This is a genomic window from Mesorhizobium sp. M1D.F.Ca.ET.231.01.1.1, from assembly GCF_003999155.2.
Taxonomy (GTDB): domain Bacteria; phylum Pseudomonadota; class Alphaproteobacteria; order Rhizobiales; family Rhizobiaceae; genus Mesorhizobium.
Genome location: NZ_RZOZ02000005.1, coordinates 117,581 through 137,222, shown reverse-complemented (window position 1 = coordinate 137,222; position 19,642 = coordinate 117,581). Strand labels below are relative to the sequence as shown.

General features: G+C 65.4%; 13 protein-coding genes. 5 read left to right on the top strand and 8 right to left on the bottom strand.

Going from position 1 to position 19,642, the window contains the following annotated elements:
• Positions 1–50 precede the first annotated feature (50 nt).
• The 8 genes from otsB to EN874_RS15640 all read right to left on the bottom strand — a co-directional run bounded on the left by otsB (position 51) and on the right by EN874_RS15640 (position 10,471).
• Entirely contained in the window at positions 51–833 is a 783-nt protein-coding gene (gene otsB / locus EN874_RS15675) for a trehalose-phosphatase (protein WP_127425553.1), read from the bottom strand.
• Entirely contained in the window at positions 830–2,623 is a 1,794-nt protein-coding gene (locus tag EN874_RS15670) for a trehalose-6-phosphate synthase (RefSeq protein WP_126088333.1), read from the bottom strand. Before EN874_RS15670 ends, otsB begins: the two co-directional genes overlap by 4 nt.
• Positions 2,624–2,772: 149 nt before the next feature.
• Positions 2,773–4,935 (bottom strand): amylo-alpha-1,6-glucosidase, encoded by a 2,163-nt coding sequence (locus EN874_RS15665; RefSeq protein ID WP_127425552.1) that lies wholly within the window; start codon positions 4,933–4,935, stop codon positions 2,773–2,775.
• 42 nt (positions 4,936–4,977) lie between these two features.
• Positions 4,978–6,036, bottom strand: a complete 1,059-nt coding sequence (locus EN874_RS15660) for a glycosyltransferase family 4 protein (RefSeq protein WP_127425551.1) — start codon at positions 6,034–6,036, stop codon at positions 4,978–4,980.
• 105 nt (positions 6,037–6,141) lie between these two features.
• Entirely contained in the window at positions 6,142–6,960 is an 819-nt protein-coding gene (locus tag EN874_RS15655; protein ID WP_127425550.1) for an ABC transporter permease, read from the bottom strand.
• 2 nt (positions 6,961–6,962) lie between these two features.
• Positions 6,963–8,246, bottom strand: a complete 1,284-nt coding sequence (locus tag EN874_RS15650; protein WP_127425549.1) for an ABC transporter permease — start codon at positions 8,244–8,246, stop codon at positions 6,963–6,965.
• A gap of 19 nt (positions 8,247–8,265) precedes the next feature.
• Positions 8,266–9,318 carry an ABC transporter substrate-binding protein gene (locus EN874_RS15645; protein WP_127425548.1) on the bottom strand — a complete coding sequence of 351 codons (1,053 nt, stop codon included), beginning with the start codon at positions 9,316–9,318 and terminating at the stop codon, positions 8,266–8,268.
• Between the two features lies 1 nt (position 9,319).
• Positions 9,320–10,471: an ABC transporter ATP-binding protein gene (locus EN874_RS15640; protein WP_127425547.1), complete on the bottom strand. Its 1,152-nt coding sequence runs from the start codon at positions 10,469–10,471 to the stop codon at positions 9,320–9,322.
• A gap of 298 nt (positions 10,472–10,769) precedes the next feature.
• Between EN874_RS15640 and EN874_RS15635 the strand changes: the two genes are divergently transcribed.
• The 5 genes from EN874_RS15635 (at position 10,770) to EN874_RS15615 (ending at position 19,632) form a co-directional block, all read left to right on the top strand.
• Positions 10,770–12,158: a PLP-dependent aminotransferase family protein gene (locus EN874_RS15635; RefSeq protein WP_127425546.1), complete on the top strand. Its 1,389-nt coding sequence runs from the start codon at positions 10,770–10,772 to the stop codon at positions 12,156–12,158.
• A 9-nt stretch (positions 12,159–12,167) separates the two neighbouring features.
• Complete coding sequence (locus EN874_RS15630) at positions 12,168–13,412, top strand: FAD-dependent oxidoreductase (RefSeq protein ID WP_127425545.1); 1,245 nt, start codon at positions 12,168–12,170, stop codon at positions 13,410–13,412.
• Between the two features lie 225 nt (positions 13,413–13,637).
• Positions 13,638–15,347 carry a thiamine pyrophosphate-binding protein gene (locus EN874_RS15625; protein ID WP_127425544.1) on the top strand — a complete coding sequence of 570 codons (1,710 nt, stop codon included), beginning with the start codon at positions 13,638–13,640 and terminating at the stop codon, positions 15,345–15,347.
• Positions 15,348–15,367: 20 nt separating this feature from the next.
• A complete protein-coding gene (locus tag EN874_RS15620) occupies positions 15,368–18,238 on the top strand; it encodes a peroxidase family protein (RefSeq protein ID WP_127425813.1) in 2,871 nt (956 codons plus the stop codon).
• On the top strand, positions 18,235–19,632 hold the full coding sequence (locus EN874_RS15615) for a hypothetical protein (protein ID WP_127425543.1): 1,398 nt from the start codon (positions 18,235–18,237) through the stop codon (positions 19,630–19,632). Before EN874_RS15620 ends, EN874_RS15615 begins: the two co-directional genes overlap by 4 nt.
• Positions 19,633–19,642: the final 10 nt, after the last annotated feature.

The window sequence follows — 19,642 nt, the reverse complement described above, 5'->3', positions numbered from 1 at the left end:
GGCCTCGTGCGGGGCCGTTTTTTTCGCGTCACTGACTTTTCCGAGTTTGATCAGGCGGTGAGATCGCCGTGGGCCGCCTCTTCGACGCCGTCACTGAAATTCGCCTCGAGCCAGGCGATCGCGCCGGCGACATCGGCAATGGCGAAATGTGCCGTGGTCTCGCCCTGCGGCTTCACGCGGATCGAGATCCCCCCCGCGGCATTGACGGTCTCAAAACCGTTTTCATCGGACGTGTCGTCACCGAGGAACACCGGCCGCCTGCCGCTGAACGGATCGAGCTGCATGAAGCGCCGGATCGCGGCGCCTTTGGCCGCCTCCAGCGGCATCAGCTCGACACCTGCATTGCCGGCGATCACGCGGTAGCCTTTCGGCAGGCGGGCGAGCGCCGCCTCGACCAGCTCCGTCGCGCGGGTGAGCAAATGCGGCGCCGCCCTTGTGTGAATGGCCAGCACCGGGCCCTTGCGCTCGACATAGACGGCCTGGCTTGCCAGCTCCAGCTCGATCTCGTCGGCAAGCGCTGCCATATCCGCCGGCTCGTCGGCAGCCTCGATTTGCCCGTCCGGTGTCAGCCTGTGCTCCAGCCCGTAGAGGCCGGCGATCCGCAGCTTCAAGGGATCGAACAGTCCGTCGACGGCCGCGATCGAACGGCCGGTGATGAAGGCGAGCGCGCCGTCCAGCCGGCGCTCCACCGTCTCCAGGAGGAGCCGCAGGTCGTCACTGACCGACACGCTGTCCGGATGCGCGGCATGCTCGAGCAACGTGCCGTCAATGTCGAGGAAGAGCGCCCACCGGCCGTCTGGAAGGCGCGGCGTCAAATCTGTCTGAATATTCATCGGTATCCGGCTGCCTGTTTGCGTTCGAATATGGAGACGACATTGTCGCCGTTGGCGACCGCCGGCCGTTCGGATAATGCGGTGACCCGGTCGAGCTCGCCGCGCTTCCTCAGCCGCGCCGCGTCGAGCAGCATGCTGCCGGCCCAGCGATAGACATTGTTGTCGCGCACGATCTCGCGCATGCGCCGCATGCGCTCGCGCTGCTCGTCGGGCCCCATGACCAGCGCCTGCCGCATGGCTTCGCTCATCATCGCCGCGTCGTAAGGGTTGACGATCAGCGCTTCCAGCAATTCGCGCGAAGCGCCGGCAAACGTGCTGAGCAGAAGTACGCCCTCTTCGTCGTCGCGTGCGGCGACGAATTCCTTGGCCACCAGGTTCATGCCGTCATGCAGGCTGGTGACCAGGCAGATGTCGGCCGCCCGGTAGATCTTGTAGACGTCCTTCTGCGAGTGATGCTCGGCCACGAGCACGACCGGCCGATAGCTGCCGCTGCCATAGCGCTCGTTGAGCTCCTCGGCGAGGCGCTGGCACTCCTCATGCAGTTGTCTGTAGGCCGGCAACGTGCCCCGGCTCGGTGCGGCGATCTGCAGGAACACCGCCTTGCCGATCATTTCGGGGTAGCGGATGAACAGTTCCTCCAGCGCATGGAAGCGGTCGAGAATCCCCTTGGTGTAGTCGAGGCGCTCGACGCCGACGCACAGTTTTGCGTCGGCAGGAATCCCGAAGCGCTCGCGGATGTGGGCGCGGCATTCCTCGACCGGCGGCAGGCTCTTCAGGAGTTGGACAGGCCATTCGATGGAGATCGGATAGGCGTGGACCAAGGTCGTCTGGCCGCCATAGGACACCGCGGCATCTGCACGTTCGATCCGGCTTTCCATGAAGCGGTCGACGCTCTCGGTGAAGTTGTTGGCATGGAACTGGGTGTGGAAGCCGATGATCGAGCTGCCCAGCAGCCCGTCCAGGATGCGCTCGCGCCACGGACAGATGCTGAACACTTCCGAGTTCGGCCACGGAATGTGCCAGAAGGTGATGACGATCGCCTCGGGCAGGCGCTCGCGGATCATGCGCGGCAGTAGCGCGAAATGATAATCCTGGACCAGCACGATCGGTCGTTCGTTGCGGGCCTCGGCAACCACCGTATCGGCGAATTTGCGGTTGACGGCCTCATAGGCCTCCCAGTCCGACTCGCGGAAGATCGGTCGGGTGAAGGCGATATGGCAGAGCGGCCACAGCCCTTCATTGGCGAAGCCGAGATAATAGCCCTGGTATTCGTCTTCAGTCAGCCAGACCCGGCGCAGCGCATAGGATGGATTTTCAGGCGGCACCTGCACCCGGTCGTCGTTGTCGACCACCTGGCGATCCGCGCTTCCGCCGCCATAGGCGATCCAGGTGCCGGCGCAGGCGCGCGTGATCGGCTCCAGCGCCGAGACCAGTCCGCTCGCCGGAACGACGAGTTCGACATCGCCGTTCTTGTCCTCGTTGTGGATGTAAGGCTCGCGGTTGGAAACGACGATGACCTGTGCGTCCGGCAGATCCTCGGCAAGAATCTTGCGCAGCGTCTCCGGCGACCAGGTGACCAGCGCCGCGTCGACCGACTGCCCGTTCTTCTCGAATTCCCGCAACACGTTGCGCGCGGCATCCGAAGCGACGTCGTCACCCGAAGCGGGCGAGTTCACAGCCATTGGATGCTGATGACGGTGCCTGGATACTGAAACGAAGATCGCGAGAGCCGAAAGTCCGAGACTCGCCAAGATAAGGACCCACAAGAGGTCGACGCCGTACTGTGTCATTGAATGCCAGGTTGCCTCCGGCTGTCCGCTGATTTGTTTTCGTTCTTGCCGGCTGCGGACCGGTAGGCCGGTACGGGTTTGCAACGCACAAAGTTGGGATCGGTTCCGACATTTTTCGGTTTCCGGGCGTAACCTTGCCGGCCTTTGTTCTAGGTTCGCACGATGAGCGGCACCATGCCCTCGTGACGGTCGGCAAGGAAGGCGACGACCCGGTCGCCGACGCGCTGGAAGGTCAGGTCGACGGATTTGTCGCCGACGGTCAGATGCCGGAGCGTGAGTGTGTCGATGCCGATCGGCAGCCTTGGGCGTGTGACGTGCAACTCGCCTTCCCATCCATCGATTTCCAGGCCGAGGCAGGCTTGCATCAGCATGAAGGTGGAACCTGCCGACCAGGCCTGCGGCAGGCAGGCGACAGGATAGGCGATCGGCGCTTCGCCCGGCGCCCGGATGAAGCCGCAGAACAACTCCGGTAGCCGCATGTTGAAGTGCACGGCCGACTCGAAAGTGCCGCTCATCAGCCGCACCACGCTGTCGCGTTCGCCGTAGCGCGCCAGCCCGACGCCGCAGAGCGCGGTGTCGTGCGGCCAGATCGAGCCGTTATGGTAGGACATCGGGTTGAAGAACACCGCGTCGTCGGCGAGCGTCCTTAATCCCCAGCCGGAATGGAAAGAGGCCGAGAGCAGTTGGTCGGCGACCATCTTGGCGCGCTCCGGCCGCGGCAGCCCGACATAGAGGAGATGGCCGACGTTGGACGTGCGGACCTCGCAGGGCTTGCCCTCGCCGTCGATGGCCAGGGCGTAGAAATTGAGGTCGTCTATCCAGAAATCGCGCTCGACGGCAACCCGCATTTCTTCGGCGCGGTTTTCCCAATGCTCGGCTTCGGCGTACTCGCCGCGGCGGCGCGCCAGCGCCGCGAGTCCCCGGTAGGCCGCAAAGACATAGCCCTGCACCTCGACCAGGGCGATCGGCCCTTTGGGAATGCGTCCATCGGCGTGGAAGACCGAATCGATACTGTCCTTCCAGCCCTGGTTGGCCAGGCCGGACTCGGCGGCGCGCTGGTAAGTGACGAAACCCGTCGCCCGGCTTGCCTCCTCCGTCCATTCGGCGGCCGCCTTGAGCGATGGCCAGAGCGTATCGATGAAGGCCATGTCGCCGGTGCGGTCGGCATAGGCGCAGGCAAGATGAATGTAGAGCGGCGTCGTGTCGACGCCGCCGTAATAGCGGCCGAAGGGAAGCTCGCGCAGCGCCGCCATCTCGCCCTTGCGCGTCTCGTGCATGATCTTGCCCGGCTGGGAATCGCTGAAGGGCGAGGTCTCCGTCGCCTGATGCTCGGCGAGAAAGGCCAGCACACCGCGCGCAAGGCCGGGATTGAGCCACAGCATCTGCAAGCCGGAGATCACGCCGTCGCGGCCGAAGGCCGTCGAGAACCACGGGATGCCGGCATAGGGATAGGGACCGGTCGCGAGCTCCGTGGTGAGCAGTGCGACATCGGCGCGGGCACGCTCGACCCAGTCGTTGAAGACACGGCCGGAACTGCGCACCGTGGCGCCATGCCGGCGCTTGGCGCGCATGCCGAAACGCGCGCGCGCAGCGGCGGCGCGGAAGCGGTCGCGCCCGGGCGTGTCGGCGATCTCGGGACCGACCTCGACATAGAGCACCTTGCTGCTGCGCTTGGTGACCGCGATCAGGAAGTCGGCGCGATTGTTGTGCAACTGGTCGGGAGCTTGCGAGAAGGAGACGGCCGACAGGCGCGGCAAGCCGTCGAGGCCGTCATAGCCGAGCAGCACCGACGCCTTGTCGGTCTTGGCGACATGGACCGTGCCGCGCCGTGACCGCGTCGAGCCGCGCACCTCGAACATGTCGCGGAAATCGGCGGCGAAATGCAGCGAGACCGCAATGGTCGAGTGCTCGCGGCTGTAGTTGGAAAGCGTGATGCGCTCGAACAGCCTGTCCTGCCAGATCAGTCTGACGCGCTCGATGTGGATCGCGCCTTGCGGAATGTCGCGGCCGGCGGCGCTCTGGATAGGCAGGTTGGTCAGGTTGCTGGTGAACAGAACGTTGTCCTGGCTGAGCGAGGCACCGAGCAGCGACATTTGCCTGCCGCCGACAGTCAGGCGGAATTCGGACAGGACGCGGGTGTCATCGCGAAAGAAACCGTCGCCGGCGCCCCTGATTTCGCCATAGGCGTCCGCGACGACAAAACAGTCGCCCTGTTTGAGCGCGAACAGCCGATGTGGTTCCCGTGGCGCGGTTTCGTCCAGCGAGGCAAGGGCCACGGCGGGATCGAGCTTGCGCTCGTCGAGTTCCATCATTCTAAACCTCTTCGCTAGCTGCGCCCCCCTAAGGCATATGGTTCACGAAGCCTTCACCGCATGAGCACCGATCAGACGCATATAGGCGGCAAGGTAGTCGCGCGCCATCCTGGTGACCGAAAACCGCTTTTCGAAGACCGCCCTCACCTGCCGTCGATCAAGTTCGAGAAGCGCCGGCATCGCAGCGGCCGCGTCTTCGACCGTGTCGACGACGAAACCGGTCACGCCCTGGTCGATGATCTCTGGCAAGGCGCCGCAGTTCCAGGCGATCACCGGCGTGCCGCAGGCCATGGCCTCGATCGGGGCCAGGCCGAACGGCTCCGGCCAGTCGATGGGAAACAGCAGGCCCGCGGCGTTGCCGAGAAACTCGGCCTTCTCGTCTTCCGCGATCTCGCCGACATAATCGACGCGATCGCCGTCGATGAGCGCCTCGATACGGTCGTGGAAATAGGCGCGGTCGTCGTCGCCGATCTTGGCCGCCAGCTTCAGCTTCAATCCCGAAAGCCGCGCGATCTCGATCGCGCGGTCCGGCCGCTTGTCGCGCGACAGGCGTCCGAGAAAGGCGAGATAGGGCTCCCCGGCCGGCTTCTCATAGGTCGGCGGATAGGCGTCGACCGGGATGCCGTGGTGGATTGTCGCCAGCCAGTTGGCATCGGGTAGTCCCCGCTTCTGGCTGTGCGAGATGGAGATCATCGGAAAGCGCGGAAAGCGCGCGTAGGCCGGCGCCAGGTCGACATAGTCGAGCCTGCCATGCGGCGTCGTCACCGTCCGCCCCGCCATGTGCTCGAAGAAGGGAAAATGCACGAAATGGCTGAGATGGAAGTGAATGACGTCGAACTCGCCGGCGCGTTCGCGCACATCGCAGAGCATTGCCAGATGCGCCGCGATCTCCGATTTCTTCGGCCGCGGGTCGAGGCGTATAGCCTGGTCGCGGCCGGGCACCAGCCGTGCCGAGGTCTCGCTGTCGCCGCTCGCGAACAGCGTCACGTCGTGCCCCAGTTCCACCAGCGCTTCGGTGAGATAGGAGACGATCCGCTCCGTGCCGCCATAAAATCTCGGGGGGACGGATTCATAGAGCGGCGCGACATGGGCAATGCGCATGGGTTCCCTCAACTGTTGAGGGAAGCAAAATGCATCAGCCGCGAGATCGTTCCTCTCAATCGGCAGCATGTGGCGGGTTGGGCACGGTGCTGGAGGGGCCGTCAGCTAGACGGAAGCCTTCCGGCCGCGCCGCGAAAGGATATTCGCGACCAGCAGCAGCAGGATGGAGAGCGCCATCATCAGCGTCGCCGCCGCCGTGATCGCCGGGCTGAGCTTCTCGCGCAGGCCTATGAACATTTCGAGCGGCATGGTGCGCTGGCTGGCGCTGGCGAGGAACTGCACCACCACCACCTCGTCGAAAGAGGTGACGAAGGCGAAGGCGGCGCCAGAGAGCACGCCGGGCAGGATCAGCGGCAGCATCACCCGGAAAAAAGCGGTCAGCGGCCTGGCGCCGGAGATCGCGGCGGCACGCATCAGATTGCGGTCGAAACCGGTAAGGCTCGCGGCCACCGTCACCACGACGAACGGGCTGGCCAGAGCCGTATGCGCCAGGATGATGCCGGCATAGGTGCTGGCAAGTCCAATCCGCGCATAGAACAGATACGAGCCGACGGCCGTGATCACCACAGGTACGATCAGCGGCGAGAGCAACAGCGGCATGACGATGCGCCGCCCCGGAAATTTCTCGTCGGAGAGCGCGATCGCCGTCAGCGTGCCGAGCACGGTTGCAATGAAGGTCGTGCCGCAGGCGACGATCAGGCTGTTGCCGATCGCCGATTGCCAGCGCTGCGTGCCCAGCACAACCTCGTACCAGCGCGTCGAGACCCCCTCCAACGGGAAGATGAAGAAGGCGCCGCTGTTGAAGGAGAGCGGCACCGGGATGAGAATCGGCACCAGCAGGAAGAGGATGACCAGCCCGCACCATATCCAGAGCAGCGTGATGCGGATGCGTTCGCCGGCGGTCGGATAAGGAGACAGGAGCATGGCTACACCAGCTTCAGGCGGTCAAAGCCGAGGATACGGGCGAAGATGCCGAACAGCGCCAGCGTGAAGACGAGCAGGATCAAGCTCAGCGCCGCAGCCATCTCCCAGTTCAGTTCGACATTGACGTAGTTGGCGATGAAGTTGCTGATCAGCTGGTCGCTGGCGCCACCGATCAGCGCCGGCGTGATGTAATAGCCGAGGCACAGGATGAAGGTGAGCAGGCAGCCGGCCATCACGCCGGGAAGGACCTGCGGAAGGTAGACGCGCCGAAACGCTGTGAAAGGTTTTGCTCCCAGTGAATATGCCGCCTTCATCTGCGAAGGCTGGATCGTGCGCATGACGCTGTAGATCGGCAGCAGCGTGAACGGCAGCTGTATATGGGTCATGGCGATGATCAGCCCCATGCGGCTGTACATCAGGTCGAGCCGGTCGTTGGTGACGCCAAGCCAGAGCAACATGTCATTGACCAGCCCGAATTTCTGCAAAAGCACGGTCCAGGCGGCGGTGCGAACCAGGATCGAGGTCCAGAACGGCAGGAGCACCGCGACGATCAGAATGGCCGCCAGTCCCTTTGGCACGCTCGAAATCAGATAGGCGAGCGGAAAGCCGAGCAGCAGCGTTGCGAGCGTCACCGCGGCGGCGACGAAGAAGGTGCGCATGAACACCTGCAGGAAGATCGCCTGTTCCGGCGGCACCCGCTCGATGCTGCCGTCGGTGTTCCAGCGCAGGTCGAGCGCGCTGAGCAGATAAAACGAGGTCAGCCGGTGCGTGCCGCTGGCGATCGCCGGCCACGTGCCGGGCGCCGTCCAGAACGGCACCGATTTCATGACGTCGAGCGGCGGCTGGGCGCCCGCGTTCTCGAGCTTGCGCACGGTCTTCAAGACCTGGCTGCGGGCGCCCGGCAGCCGGGCGTTGATGCTCTTGGCGAGCTCGTAGGCCGTGCCCTTGGCCTGGTTCTCGCTGAGGTCCGCGGCGAGCGCGGCAAGCGCCGCGTCGCCGGGCAGGCCCTGGCCGTTCCAGTCGGCCAGGGCCGCGGTCGTCTTGGGCAAGGCATCCGCGATTGTCGGGTCATAGACGGCGCGAGAGAGCAAGAGCACGATCGGGATGCCGAAGCTCAGCGCCAGAAGCAGAAGCAGCGGCGCAGCCAGCGCCAGCGAGCGCAGCCGGTCGCCGAACTCGGCGCGCCGGAGCGCCGCCGACACGGACTTCAGATCCGCGTCGGCGGCTGCTGACCGGCCGCGGGCCAGCGCGGGCCGGTTGAGATCGCTGGGCTGGAGCGCCGACATCGTCGCCTGCCCCTGCCGCCTATTGGGCGAGCCAGGCGTTGAAGCGCTTGACGAGGTCCTCGCCATAGTCGCCCCAGAACTCGGTGTCGGCGACGAGGTAAGCACCGCTCAGATGGTCCGGAGCGTTGGGCAGCTTCGGCAGCGCGTCGGCCGCGACGAAGGACGCCGCGTCGGTGCGCACCGGTCCGTAGGTGATGAAGCTGGCTAGCTTGGCGTTGTTTTTCGGCTCGCTGATATAAGCGAGGTATTTGTAGGCGAGATCCGGGCTCTTGGCGCCCTTCGGAATGGCGATCATGTCGTATTCCAGGATCTGGTTGTTCCAGACGATCTTGAACGGTTTGCCGTCATTATCGATCGCATTCTGAATGCGGCCGTTCCAGGCAGTGGTCATGACGACTTCCTTGGATGCCAGAAGCTGCGCCGGCTGCGCGCCGGCATCCCACCAGACGATGTCCTTCTTGATCGTATCGAGCTTCTTGAAGGCGCGGTCGACGCCTTCCGGCGTGGCGAGCACCTGGTAGACGTCAGCTGGCGCCACGCCGTCGGCCATCAGCGCCCATTCGAGATTTTGTGCCGGGAACTTGCGCATGGCGCGCTTGCCCGGGAATTTCGTCGTGTCGAAGAGGTCGAGCACCGAGGTCGGCGCTTCCTTCAGCACGGTCGGATCATAGGCGAGGATATCGCCGTAAGCATCGAGTCCGACGCCGCAATCGAGCGCCGAGCCCTCGATGAACTTGTCGCGCGGGCCGATCTTAGCATAGTCGAGCCGCTCCAATATGCCGGCGTCGCAGCCCTGCAGCACGGTCGCCGTCTCGACCGTCACCAGGTCGATCGGCACGTTGCCGGTATCGACCATGGCCTTCACCTTGCCGAGGTCGCCGAGATATTCCTGCTCGAGGATCTTGACGCCGGTTTCCTTGCTGAACGGCTCAAACCATGCCTTGCGCTGTGCGTCCTGCCAGGCGCCGCCGCTCGCCATTATGGAGAGTTCTTCGGCGAAAGCCGCGTGACCAATCGACATGCACGCAGTGGCGGCCGCGAGCGCGAGCAAATTCTTCCTCACATGTTTCATGTTATTTCCCCTGTTTTGGAATGGCGCCGTCTGTCCCGGCGTCGACCGGAAAGGCACGGCAATCGTTGGGCGCGCAGGAGACCGTCACTGTCTCGCCGCTTGCCATCGTCGCTTCGGGACCGACCTTGACGGTCAGCACCTGGTTGTTGGCGAGCCTGGCCAGCAGGCGCAGGTGGTCGCCGAGATAGATCCGGCCATCTACCGTGGCCGGCAGCGAATTGCCGCCATTGGCGGCTGCCGAAAGGCTCAGACGCTCGGGCCGCACGGCGACATGACAAGGGACGCCCTGCGCGACGCCGACGGCGAGAGCCGTGATCTCGCCGCCGCCGTTCAGTCGGACCCGGCATTCCTGTCCCAACACGCGATCGACCACGCCGTCCAGCGTGTTGTTCTCGCCGATGAAGCTCGCCACGAAGGAGCTTTGCGGCGTGTTGTAGAGATCGTCGGGGGAACCGAGCTGAGCGATCGCGCCATTGTTGAAGACCGCGACACGGTCAGACATGGTCAGCGCCTCGCTCTGGTCGTGCGTCACATAGACGATGGTGACGCCGAGCATGGTGTGGATCTGCTTGATCTCGAGCTGCATGTGCTCGCGCAGTTTCTTGTCGAGCGCGCCGAGCGGCTCGTCCATCAGGACCAGGCGCGGCTCGAACACCAATGCGCGCGCCAGCGCCACGCGCTGCTGTTGGCCGCCGGAAAGCTGTGTCGGCCGGCGGTCGCTGAATTGCTTCAGCCGCACCATGTCGAGCGCGCGCGCCACCCGGGCTGCGATGTCGGCCTTGCTGACCTGCCTCACTGAGAGCGGGAAGCCGACATTGTCGGCAACGCTCATATGCGGAAACAGCGCATAGTTCTGGAACACCATGCCGATGTTGCGCTGGTACGGCGGCAGCCGGTCGACCGCCTGCCCTTCCAGCGTGATCGTGCCGTGGGTCGGCCTCTCGAAGCCGGCAAGCATGTTGAGCGTCGTCGTCTTGCCGGAGCCGGAAGGCCCGAGCAGCGTCAGGAACTCGCCGCGTGCGACGGTGAGGTTCATCCGCGTCACCGCGAATGTCCGCCCGTCATAGGATTTTTCGACTTCGTTGAACTCGACGAAGCCCGGGCTGGTGAGGGGCGCCGGTGACGCAGACAGAGCGGCCTGACCGGCGCTCATCGTGGGCAATTCCGAAAGGCACCGGACAGGCAGCAGACTATAATGTTCGGCTTGCGATGCATGTCTCCATCCCGTCGGAATCAGCCAGCGCTCGGCTGGCCATCCAAACTTGTATGCTCACACAATTCACCTGAATTCGACCATAGATGCATACAACTTTGGCCGTCAAGCGTGTTTTTACGGCGAATGTGTGATAATTTCACGCTTCACACGCCGGATGTATGATCACACAATCGGTGTTGTCCGGGACAATGTCTTATGCTAGACGCTGACAACGACGTAGCCGAACTCTATCCGCATGCTCCAAGATCTTCGCCTTACCGAGGATGAAAATCCGGTCTATCGCCGTCTCGCCGATGCGATCGCCGAGCGCATCGCCACCGGCCGCCTCGCCGTCGGCGAAAGGCTGCCGCCGCAGCGCGAGATCGCTCGCGCTTTGGGCATCAACGTCACCACTGTGACGCGCGCCCTCTCGACACTGCAGGAGCGCGGCCTGCTGGAAGCGCGGCCGGGGCGCGGCACGACGGTCGCTGCCCGCGAACAGGCCGAGCGGCCGGGCTTCGTCTCGGCGCCGAGCGACGAAACCGGCATCATCGATCTCTCCGTCAACCGGCCGCCCACGCCGGCCTACCTCGACGCCGTCGCGGCGCTTCTGCCACGCCTGCCGAAGGACAAACACTATGCCGCGCTGCAGGACTATCACCCGCCTGAGGGACCGCTCTGGGGCCGCGCCGCCGTTGCCGAATGGCTGAAATCCGTAGCCGGTGACGGCGACCCCGGCCGCGTCGTGCTTGCCGCCGGCGCCCAGCACGGGCTGGACGGCGTGCTCAGCGCGGTGACCAGGCAGGGCGAGGTCGTGCTTGCCGACGAGGTCACCTATCAGGGCATCAACGCGCTTTGCCGCGTGCACGGGCTGGATCTCAGGGGCGTCGCCATGGATCGCGGCGGCATGCGCCCGGACGCCTTCGACGCTGCCTGCGCGCAGCTGCGCCCGCGCGCGGTGTTCCTGGTGCCGACGCTGCACAATCCAACGACGATCACGCTGAGCGAGGAACGGCGGCACGAGCTGGCGGCGGTCGCCAGGCGGCACAACGTGCTGATCATCGAGGACGACGTCTATCGCCCGCTGGCCGACGACCCGCCGCCCTCCTTCGCCAGCTTCGAGCCGGAGCTGACGGTGCATATCGGCGCCCTGTCGAAATGCCTGGCTCCCGGCTTGCGCCTCGGCTTCGTGATTGCGCCGCGGGTGATCGCCGGCCAGGTCGCGGCGGCACTGCGCATCAACTGCTGGAGCATCAGCCCGCTGACGGCGCTGATCGGCGCCAGGCTGATCGAGGAAGGCGCCGCCGCCCGCATCATCGACATCCAGAAACAGGAACTGCGCCAGCGGCAAGCGATCCTGAGCGAGATCCTCGGCCGCTTCGACATCCAGGCGCATCCGACATCGACCCATGCCTGGCTGCGCCTGCCGGAGCCGTGGCGCGGCGCGGGCTTTGCCCGCACCTGCCTGGAACGCGGCGTCGCCGTGCTGCCGGGCGACGCCTTCGCCGTCGGCCGCGAGCCGGTTCAGCATGGCGTGCGCATCAATGTCGGCGCGGCGCGCTCGCAGGAGGACCTGCGCAGCGCTCTCACCACCATGGCCGAGCTGTTGTCGGCGGGCCATCTGCAGTTGCCCGGCTTCGTCTAGGAGCGATAAGTGCCAGCCTCTGATCGGATCGAGATTGCCGTTGTCGGGGCGGGCGTGGTCGGGCTGGCGACAGCCTTGCGGCTGGCCGCCGAGGGCCGCGAGGTCATGCTCATCGATCCGAACGAGCCGGGCTCGGGCGCCTCTTTCGGTAACGCCGGAACGCTCGCCGAATATGCCTGCATGCCCGTCGGCACGCCGGCGGTGCTGCGTGCCCTGCCGAAACTACTGCTCGATCCGGACAGCCCGTTCTCGCTGCGCTGGGCAGCGCTGTTCCAGCTGGCGCCCTGGCTCACACGCTTCGTTCGCCAGTCGCTGCCGGCGGCGACCCGCGCCAATGCAGCCGCGCTGGCCGGCCTGCTCGCCGATGCGCTGCCCGCCTGGGAGGAGATGGCCGGCGAGGCCAAGGCCGCCGATCTGCTGCGCCGCAACGGCTGCCTCTATCTCTACCGCAGCCCAGCCGATCTCATCGGCTCGGCTGCCAGCCGGGAAGCGCGCGCCAGCTTCGGCATCCATCAGCAGGTGCTGACGCCAAACGAGGTCGCCGCGCTTGAACCCAAGCTGCCGCCGGTCGCGGGCGGCGGCCTCTATTTTCCGGACTCGCTCAACCTCACCGATCCGTCGCTTGTGATGCGCCGGCTGGTCGACGCGGCGACAGCGCGCGGTGTCGTCCTGTGTCAGGCGAAAGTCACCGGCCTCGAAACAAGCACCGGCAGCGTGCGGTTAAGCGGTCCCGGCTTCGGCGTCGTAGCCAGGAAGGTCGTGATCGCGGCCGGCGCCTTCTCGCGCCCGCTCGCCGCGCAGGCCGGCGACCGGATCCCGCTGGAGACGGAGCGCGGCTATCACCTGGAATTTCCGACTGGGACGCCCTTGCTGACGCGTCCGGTCTGCCCCGTCGATCTCGGCTTCTACATGACGCCGATGGCCGGCCGGCTGCGGGTTGCCGGCACCGTCGAGCTGGGCGGCCTTGCCGCCCCGCCCAATCCGCGCCGGCTGGCGCTGCTCGACCGCGGCGTACGGCAGTTCTTCCCAGACCCGGGCAGATCCTCCTCACAATGGCTGGGCTTCAGGCCCTCGCTGCCGGATTCGCGGCCGGTCATCGGGCCCTCGCCCAAATCGCCGGACGTGATCTATGCCTTCGGCCACGGCCATCTCGGGCTGACGCTCGCGGCGGTGACGGCCCGCTGGGTCGCCAGCTTCGTCGCCGGCCGCGAGAATCCATTGGCCGCTGATTTCGCCGCCGCGCGTTTCTCCTAAGCAGCGCCTCGCATTGGGAATACTTGGCTTTGTGCCTTGAGCTTCGTCTCCATTCTCCGTGAATGTCAGCATCAAGAGTGTTAGCTGCTTCACAGTCAGCGCACGATCAGAAGCAGAAACTGCGGCGTCTATTGATTCCATTTGTAAATACTTCTGCCCATTCCGCCTCGCGCCATCGGACCCGTTAGATCGCGCAGGCCGGAAGCGCAATCGGGGGCGATGCGGATGCGGGTCTACGAGGCGATCGTCAAAGGGCTGGAGGGGATCGGCGTCGGTGCCGCGTTCGGCGGCGCGGGCGAGAACGCCGCCGGACTGATGCTGGCGCTGAAGCACTCCAAGTCGATCCGGCCGGTGGTTACCCGGCATGAGCAGGCAGCCTCCTTCATGGCCTGCGGCTATGCCATGTTCTCGGGCCGCCTCGGCGTCTGCTTCGCCACCGCCGGCCCCGGCGCCTTCAACCTGTTCTCCGGCCTTGCCGTCGCGATGTCGGATTCCTACCCGGTGCTTGCGATCTCCGGCTTCGCCTCGCGCAGATGGACCGGCAAGGGCGCGCTGAACGAGACGTCGGGCGTGAGCCGCACGCCGGATTCGCAGGCGATGTTTGCCGCGACGACGAAGAAATCCTTCCTGCTCACCGATGCCTCGAAAACCTGCGATGTGCTGGAAGAAGCCGTCAATGTCGCCTTCGAAGGCAGGCCGGGCCCCGTCCATATCCATGTCCCGGAAGACCTCACCGATCACGGCATCTCGGTCGACAATTTCCGCCCGATCGAGCTCCAGGTGAAGCCTGTCCTGCCGGACCCGGCGCGGGTGCGGGACGCGGCCGAAACACTTGTGGAGGCGCTGGAGAAAGGCAAGAAGGTCCTGGCCCTCATCGGCTTCGGCGCGGTGAAGAGCGGCGCCGGCCACGAGCTGAAGGAGCTCGTCGAGCGCTACCAGATCCCGTTCGCCACCACCCTCGACGGCAAGGGCATCATTTCCGAGCGCCATCCGCTGTGTCTCGGCGTCTTCTGCGACAGCGGCCACAGCGCCGCCTGGGAGGCTTTCCTCGATGCCGATCTCGTTCTCGCCGTCGGCAATTCCTTTGCCCAGCACGCCACCTTCGGCTTCCGCGACGACCTGTTCGCCAACCGTAGGCTGATCCACATCAACATCGACAGCGGCGAGATCGACAAGGTCTACAGGGCCGACGGCGCCATCATCGCCGACGCGAAACTGGCGGTCGGCGCCCTCCTCGCCAGAGTGTCGGACATGCTCGAGCCGAGCACCCCGGCGGACCGCGAGGCGACCGACTACAGCGACGAGCACATCCTCCACGTCACCGGCAAGATCCACCCCGGCCAGATGGCGCAGGCGCTATCCAGGCGCCTGCCGGACAATGCCGTCGTTCTCGCCGATGCCGGCGCGCATCTCGCATGGCTCGGCTACTATCTGCAGATCGCGCCGGGCCAGAATTTCCGCAAGCCGGGCGGCTTCGGCCCGATGGCCGGCAACGTCAACGGCGCGCTCGGCGTCAAGCTTGCTCACCCGGAGCGACCGGTGATCGTCGGCTGCGGCGACGGCTGCTACCTGCTTTCGGGCTTCGAGCTGCTCACCGCCGTCCAATATGACATCCCGGTGATCTGGATCGTCTTCAACAACGCCGAGTTCCAACTGATCAAGCTCTACCAGTTGCAATCCTATCACGAATACGGATTGGTCGATTTCGGCAATCCCGACTACGTCGGCTTCGCCCAATCCTGCGGCGCCAAGGGCTATCGCGTCGATACTCTCGAAGAATTCGACGCCGCGCTCGACGAGGCGCTGGCGCTCGGCAAGCCCGCAATCATCGACGCCCACATCACGCGCCTAGCGCTGCCGCATTACAGCGCTTCGCCCGAAGGCGTGGTCGCGGGCGTCGCCGAAATGATCGCGGAACGCATCCGCTCGAACTGACGAGGAGGCACGCGGTGCTGATGCAAGCAGGCCGGCAGGCAACGGCGATTTGGCGCGAGATACCGCAAGGTTCAGCGGAGGATGAGCGCCTGCTGTTCGAGCGGCTGGCGCAGGACATGATGCATGTCCAGCTGACGACCAGGCGGTGCTCCAAGGCGGCAGGCATCCAGCGCGCTTTCCACGCCAAGCCGATCTTCGCCTCGATCGATGCGACGCTGCGCTTCAATGACGATCTTCCCGCTGACTTCCGCGCCGGCTTCGCCCAGCCCGGAAAATCCTATCCGGCGATCGTGCGCTTCTCCAACGCGAACGGCTCGGGCCAGGCCGACTACAAGCCAGATCTGCGCGGCGTGGCGCTGCGCGTCAAGGTTTCGGACCAGGAGCAGCACGATCTTTTAGCCACCAACTTCCCGGTTTCGCACGCCCGCGACGCCACGCAGTTCGTCGCCTTCGCCAAGGCGACCGCCGGCGGCACGGTCGGCAAGATCGTCGGTCTTGCCGGCCTCGCCTTCCGCTTCGGTCCGGCCGAGGTGATCCGCATGCTGGGAAACATCTCCAAGGGGCGCAAACGCAAGGTGCGCAGCGTCGCGCTGGAGACCTACTGGAGCCGCGGCGCCATCCGCTGGGGCGAAACGCTTGCGGTGCGCTATCTGCTACGGCCGGTGCCGAGCGCAGCACCCGCGCCGGATCCGTCCACGACGGATGCGAATTATCTGTCGAACGAATTCGCCGCGCGGCTGGCAACTGGCGACATCCGTTTCGAGCTCTGCCTCCAGCCCTTCATCGACGAGCGCTCGACGCCGATCGAGGACACCGCGGTCGAGTGGACCGAAACCGTCTCGCCGCCGATGAAGGTGGCGGAGCTCACCATCACCCAGCCGTCGGCCGGCACCGCCGAAGCCTTCACCAACACGAGGGTGATCGACGAGCTTGCCTTCAACCCGTGGAACACCACCGACGAATTCCGTCCGCTCGGCAATCTCAACCGGGCGCGCAAAGTCGTCTATGACGCGAGTGCCGCGCATCGGCTGGCCTATCGCTGGCGCACCGAAGCGCCGCTGCGCAACCGCGTGCTGGGCGCCGTCGCACGCCAGGCCTTCGTCGCCATCAATCGCTTCGTCGAATGGCACAAGCTGCCGCTGCGCCTCAGCCTGCTCAACCTCGACGCCTTCCGCCATGTGCTGCGGCAAAGGAACCTGATCGGCACGGAAGCGATCGAGGCGCCGCCGCAGGCGCGGCCGGAGCCGCAATCGCCGATCGCCGAGGTGGTGCGGCAGACGCGCACCTATGACGGCACCTACAACGACCTGTCAGCGCCAAAGATGGGCGCGGTCGGCGCCGCCTTCGGCCGCAACCTGAAACCGGCCTACGCGCCCGACCTGTTCGACACACCCAATCCGGTCGTTGTCGCGGAAAAGCTGCTGCATCGCGAGACGTTCATTCCGGCACGCTCGCTCAACATCCTTGCCGCGGCCTGGATCCAGTTCCAGGTGCATGACTGGGTGAACCATGCCCGCAATCCGCTCGGCAAGAACGACATCGTTGTGCCGCTGCCTCCCGGCATGAAGTGGACGAATTCGGTCGGCGGCAAGCCGGAAGAGATCATGCGCATTGCCGGCAACCAGGCGCTGGACCACGGCCCTGGCTGGCCGCCGGTCTATTTCAGCAATGCCGCCTCGCACTGGTGGGACGGATCGGAAGTCTATGGTCCGAACAGCGCCAAGGCGAACATGCTGCGCGAAGGCGCCAAGATCAGGCTGGTCGACAACCACCTGCCGGTCGACATCAAGGGCTTCGAGGTCACCGGCTTCAACGAGAGCTGGTGGCTCGGCCTCAGCGCCATGCACACGCTGTTCGCGCGCGAGCACAATCTGCTCTGCGACGAATTGCGGCTCCGCTACAGGAACTGGGACGACGAGCGCATCTATCAGACCGCCCGGCTCATCGTGTCGGCGCTCATCGCCAAGATCCACACCGTGGAATGGACGCCGGCGATCCTCGCCACGCGGGCGATCGAGGTCGGCCTGTCCAGCAACTGGAGCGGTCCGCCGGCCAATGACTGGGTGACCAAATTCGGCCTGTGGCTGCTCGACGAGCATGCGTCGACCGGCATCCCGAAGACGATGCCGGACCACCACACGGCAGCCTATTCGCTGACCGAGGATTTCACCACCGTCTACCGTATGCACCCGCTCTTGCCCGACGACTATTGCTTCTATCACCACCGGTCCGGCGAGAAGATCGCCGAGAAGGGTTTTCTCGACATACAGGGCGCCAGTGCCGACGACATCATGCGCTCCTTCGGCCTGCGCAACACGCTCTATTCCTTCGGCGTCGCGCATCCGGGCGCCATTGCCTTGCACAACTTCCCAAGGTCGCTGCTGAAGCTTGAGCGGGACAACGAGATCATCGATCTCTCGGTGGTCGACATCGTTCGCACCAGGCGGCGCGGCGTGCCGCGCTACAATGATTTTCGTACCGGGCTGCACCGGCCGCGGATCAGGAGCTTCGAGGAGGTCACCGCGAGCCCCGAGGACGCGCGGCTGCTCGAGCAGATCTACGGCGACGTCGACAAGATCGATACCGTGGTCGGCCTGCTCTCCGAGCCCGCCCCGGCGGGCTTCGGCTTCAGCGACACCGCCTTCCGCATCTTCATCCTGATGGCGTCGCGGCGGCTGCAGAGCGACCGTTTCCTGACCGTCGACTACAGGCCGGAGATCTATTCGCCTTTCGGCATCGACTGGATCGCCAACAACGGCATGACCAGCCTCATCCTGCGCCACTGCCCCGACCTCGCCTCGGTGCTGCCGAGGACGCAGAGCGCCTTCGCGCCGTGGCGCCCGATCGTGCCCGCAAGCACCGATCCGGCCATGGCGGGAGCGAAGCCATGACGGCGCCGATCAAGCCGAGCGCGACCGCGAATGGCAGCATCGCCTCCGGGCTCGACGTGCTTTTGAAACGGCCGCTGGTCGAGACGATCTTCCGCCGCCGCACGCACCGCGTCAGCCAGGGCAGCTCGGTGCTTGCCGGCAGTATGAGCTATCAGTCCGACCAGCCGCGCGAGCCGCTGTCGGAGCTCGAGGAAGCGGTGCTGATCGCCATGACCGGCTGCACCGGCCTCACCATGCCGGACCGGCCCTTCGAGGACCCGGCGACGAAGCAGCCGGTGATGGCCAAGCCCAACCTCACCATGGCCGGCCGCACCGCGGGCAGCCCCGACAACGCGCAAGGCACGCATTTTTTCCTGATCAACGACAGCGGCACCTATTTCCTGCGCAAGCTGCCGCCGCCCGCCGACGGCAACACCCCTTTCACGCCAGAGCGGCTGTTGGAGCGAGCGCGCGAAGCCAAGGTGAAGATCCTCGATCACCGGCTCGACGTCGCCGAAGGCCGGCGCGACTTTCCGGCCTATCTCGATTCCAATCGTTTTCTCTCGAACCTGCCGGGCACGACGATCCTTTTGCCGGTCGTCGATCTCTCGCGCCAGTACATCAACGGGCTGATGTACCTGCTGACCCAGCCCGACTGCGCACGGCCCCACATCGTCGACGACCGCAATTTCTATCGCTCGGCCGGCGTCAAGCGCTGGGTCAAGAACGGCTTCCTCAACAAGGACCTGAAGATCCCGCTCGGCGCGATCGGCTCGCTACGCACGCAGATCGAGGCCGATCTCTTGCTGCAGAACATCTTCCTCGTCGCCGACGCCATGGGGCTCGGCGCCTGGATCCACGGCTCGATCAGCCCGGCGGTGCTGCTCGGCGATCCGAAATTCTCAAAGACCTATGGCCCCATGCTCGGCTTCGACGTGGCCGTGCCGCGCTGGCGCCTGATGGACCTGTTGCGCTGGCACATTCCGCTGCCCAAATACGCCAACCTGCGCAGCAACCCGATCGGCCTGCGCTTCAAGGGCGAGGACCTGATCAAGGGCATGACGCCGCCCTATTACGACTCGATGGCCGACGCCGTCGCCGAAGTGATCGGGGCGAAGTTCGGCAAGAACGGCCTTTACTCGGACGAGAAGCTGTTTGCCGAAATCTACAAAGGCGACTACGGCCACCGCTATCTCAACGAGGCGGCGGTCTACACGCCGGACGTCATCGACTGCGTGAGCGACATCTGCACCTACATCTACGAGACGCACGGGCGCTTCCCGGCGCATTGCGACGCCATCCACGTGCCCGGCATCTGGCTGCAGGTGCACCACGTCGATGTCGGCTACTACCAGCGCTTCTTCCGCAACGGCCTGACCGATGCGCATCTCAACCACGCGCGCGATTGGCACTGACCGGCGAGCG

Bases quoted from the DNA above. Each gene is read 5' to 3' on its own strand.
- EN874_RS15635 (WP_127425546.1), top strand. From the start codon at position 10,770: ATGCTCCAAGATCTTCGCCTTACCGAGGATGAAAATCCGGTCTATCGC.
- EN874_RS15665 (WP_127425552.1), bottom strand. From the start codon at position 4,935: ATGATGGAACTCGACGAGCGCAAGCTCGATCCCGCCGTGGCCCTTGCC.
- EN874_RS15655 (WP_127425550.1), bottom strand. From the start codon at position 6,960: ATGCTCCTGTCTCCTTATCCGACCGCCGGCGAACGCATCCGCATCACG.
- EN874_RS15620 (WP_127425813.1), top strand. From the start codon at position 15,368: ATGCAAGCAGGCCGGCAGGCAACGGCGATTTGGCGCGAGATACCGCAA.
- EN874_RS15640 (WP_127425547.1), bottom strand. From the start codon at position 10,471: ATGAGCGCCGGTCAGGCCGCTCTGTCTGCGTCACCGGCGCCCCTCACC.
- otsB (WP_127425553.1), bottom strand. From the start codon at position 833: ATGAATATTCAGACAGATTTGACGCCGCGCCTTCCAGACGGCCGGTGG.
- EN874_RS15615 (WP_127425543.1), top strand. From the start codon at position 18,235: ATGACGGCGCCGATCAAGCCGAGCGCGACCGCGAATGGCAGCATCGCC.
- EN874_RS15650 (WP_127425549.1), bottom strand. From the start codon at position 8,246: ATGTCGGCGCTCCAGCCCAGCGATCTCAACCGGCCCGCGCTGGCCCGC.
- EN874_RS15625 (WP_127425544.1), top strand. From the start codon at position 13,638: ATGCGGGTCTACGAGGCGATCGTCAAAGGGCTGGAGGGGATCGGCGTC.
- EN874_RS15660 (WP_127425551.1), bottom strand. From the start codon at position 6,036: ATGCGCATTGCCCATGTCGCGCCGCTCTATGAATCCGTCCCCCCGAGA.
- EN874_RS15670 (WP_126088333.1), bottom strand. From the start codon at position 2,623: ATGACACAGTACGGCGTCGACCTCTTGTGGGTCCTTATCTTGGCGAGT.
- EN874_RS15645 (WP_127425548.1), bottom strand. From the start codon at position 9,318: ATGAAACATGTGAGGAAGAATTTGCTCGCGCTCGCGGCCGCCACTGCG.